Below are 2,717 nucleotides of genomic sequence, written 5' to 3' on the forward strand. Positions count from 1 at the left end.
GCACGCTGGCCTGGAACGGCTTCCGGCACTTCGAGCTGTATTATGCGGTGTCCGGGATGGGCGCGGTCTGCCACACCGTCAAAGCTACGCTGCCACCCCCGGCGGTCGGTTCGACGGGGATGATGATTGATGAACCGAATGGACGGAGCGCCACAGGCCGGGGCTCCATCCGCGTCCAAGGTCGACGGCGGCTTGCCACCCCAATGGGGTGAGCCATCCCCAATCGCTTGATCGGCGCCCCTGCGTGCGGCCGCCTGGGCATCGGGTCAACCGAGCGGAAGTTCAGAGTCACCGACGACGGTGTCGGGGCTCCCCGCCCCACCGTAAGACTGCCGTCAGCCTCACGCCGTAGCGTCCTCTCCATCGACCATGCGATGGAGAGTCCGATGAGCGACCGCAAGGACAGGCACCAGGAGCGGCACGACGACCGGGGTTACGAGGAAAGCAATGACGAACGGCATGGGCCGCACCACGACGGCATCCATGACGTCGGGAACCGTGACGACGCGGTGTTCCCGGTCCAGCCGTCCGATGCGGAGATCCTGTCCCAGCTCCAGGGATACGGCCTGACCTCCGGAACCGCGGGCGCCGACGCGTTGACCGCCGGGACTCGTGACGCCCGCCTGTGGGGCGGTGGCGGCAACGACACGCTGACCGGTGGGCGCGGTGAAGACGCGTTGCTCGGCGGCGACGGCAACGACGTGCTGTTCGGCGCTGGTGGCGAAGACCGGCTCCTGGGCGGGGCCGGCGACGACATCCTCAACGGCGGTACCGGCCGCGACGTCCTGACGGGCGGCGGTGGGGCCGACCGGTTCGACCTCGTCCGCGGCACCGGCCGCGACGTGATCACCGACTTCAACCACGCGGACGGCGACCGCATCGGCCTGGCGGCCGGAACCGCCTGGACGGTGACGACCGGCAGCGACGGCTTCGCGGCGGTGTCGATCGGTCTCGGCGACCGGCTGTCGCTGACCGGCGTGCTCGCCAGCCAGGTCGATGCCTCCTGGTTTTCCTTCCTCTGACCTCCCTCTTTCCGCCTTTCGCATTCAGGAGATTTCAATGACCCGCCTTTCCTTCCGCGCCCGCTTGTCCGCCGTCGCCGCGCTCAGCGGGGCGGCAGTTCTCGCCGCCTCGCCGGCGCTCGCCGGGCCGCGCTGCACCGACGAGCCGAAGACCGCGTGGCTGAGCGAGGAGGCCATGAAGGCGAAGATCGCCGGCATGGGCTACCGGGACATCCGCACCTTCAAGGTGACCGCCGGCAACTGCTACGAGATCTACGGCTTCGACAAGGACGGCCGGAAGGCGGAGGTGTATTTCCACCCCGTCACCGGCGCCATCGTCGAAGCCAAGTAAGCGGAGGGATGCCGATGACCTCCCTCGCGTCCAGCCCTTCGGGAGAGGCGACGATCCGGGTCTGGGACCCGTTCGTGCGGGCCTTCCACTGGTCGGTCGCCGGCGCCTGCGCCGTTGACCTCACGGTCCTCGACGACGGCAAGCTCGCCCACCGCGGGATCGGCTACGGCGTGCTGGCCCTGGTTGGGGTGCGGCTGGTCTGGGGCGTCGTCGGCACCCGCCATGCCCGCTTCGCCGACTTCGTGCCCGGCCCGCGGGCGCTGCTCGCCTACCTCGGCGCGCTGCTGCGCGGGCGGGAGCCGCGCTTCGTCGGGCACAACCCGGCGGCGGCCATGATGATCCTCACGCTGCTGGCTCTGCTGATCGCCATCGGCGCCACCGGCTGGATGCAGACGCTCGACGCGTTCTGGGGCGTCGCGTGGGTGGAGACGCTGCACGGCGGCCTGGCGAACCTGCTGGTCGTCCTCGTCGCCGTCCACGTCGCGGCGGCGGTCCTGGAAAGCCTGCGCCATGGCGAGAACCTCGTCCTGGCCATGGTCACGGGAAGGAAGCGGCGATGATCCGCGCGGCACGGCGGTCCGACGGGACCTTTCCGCTGGTCGGCCTCTTCCTCCTGGTGGCGGCCGGCCTCAGCCTCCTGGGCGGCGGGGCGCTGTGGCTGACCTTCGAGCGGGCGGCCCAACGCTACGCCCTGGAGGAAGGCATCCGGATCAACGAGATGGCCGCCCGCCTGATTGGCCATTCGATGGGCGCGGCCTTCGCGGCGACGGCCTCCGCGATGGACGGGCAGCCGCGCGAGGCGATCCTGCGGCTGCCGGAGACCGCGGCGTTCCGCCGCGACCTGCGCGCGCTCGCGGCGGGCCTGCCGGTGCTGAAGGTGAAGCTGTTCACGCAGGACGGCTTCACCATCCACTCGACCGACGAAACGAACATCGCCGAGCGCAAGGCCCCCGCGGCGCCGCCCTTCGCCATTGCCCGGCAAGGCGCCTGGGACACCGAACTGGCCATGGGGAAGGCGCTGGTCGATCTGGGCGGCCGGCGGGTCACGGCCGACGCCATCGGCACCTACGCGCCGCTGACGCAGCAGGGCCGGCAGGTCGGCGTCATCGAGATCTACAGCGACATCGGCGCCATCATCGGGCACAGCCGACGCCTGTTCGAGAACCTTCTGGCGGTTACGGTGGCGTGTGGCGGCATCGCGTTCGTCATCCTGCTGTTGGTGATCTGGCGGGCGGAGCGCACCATCCGCCAGTCGCGCCGCCTGGCCGCGGACGCCGCCGCCGAGCGGGAGCGCGAGCAGGCCGGGCATCGCGCGGCGGAGGACGCCACCCGCCGCACCGCCGAGGCCCACAGGCGGGGGCAGC

The 2,717-nt window shown here is 71.0% G+C and carries 5 protein-coding genes; all 5 read left to right on the forward strand.

What is annotated here, in order from left to right:
- The coding region (locus TSO221_RS36225; protein WP_146208967.1) for a hypothetical protein at window positions 1-212 on the forward strand (212 nt) is incomplete at its 5' end.
- A gap of 174 nt (window positions 213-386) precedes the next feature.
- Window positions 387-1,022, forward strand: a complete 636-nt coding sequence (locus TSO221_RS36910) for a hypothetical protein (protein ID WP_282187856.1) — start codon at window positions 387-389, stop codon at window positions 1,020-1,022.
- Window positions 1,023-1,059: 37 nt separating this feature from the next.
- Window positions 1,060-1,353 carry a PepSY domain-containing protein gene (locus TSO221_RS31455; RefSeq protein ID WP_109122435.1) on the forward strand — a complete coding sequence of 98 codons (294 nt, stop codon included), beginning with the start codon at window positions 1,060-1,062 and terminating at the stop codon, window positions 1,351-1,353.
- A gap of 14 nt (window positions 1,354-1,367) precedes the next feature.
- Complete coding sequence (locus TSO221_RS31460) at window positions 1,368-1,913, forward strand: cytochrome b/b6 domain-containing protein (RefSeq protein WP_109122436.1); 546 nt, start codon at window positions 1,368-1,370, stop codon at window positions 1,911-1,913.
- Window positions 1,910-2,717 (forward strand): hypothetical protein (locus TSO221_RS31465; protein ID WP_146208968.1); only part of this gene is annotated, 808 nt, incomplete at its 3' end. The genes TSO221_RS31460 and TSO221_RS31465, both read left to right, overlap by 4 nt.

The organism is Azospirillum sp. TSO22-1, assembly GCF_003116015.1.
Classification (GTDB): domain Bacteria; phylum Pseudomonadota; class Alphaproteobacteria; order Azospirillales; family Azospirillaceae; genus Azospirillum.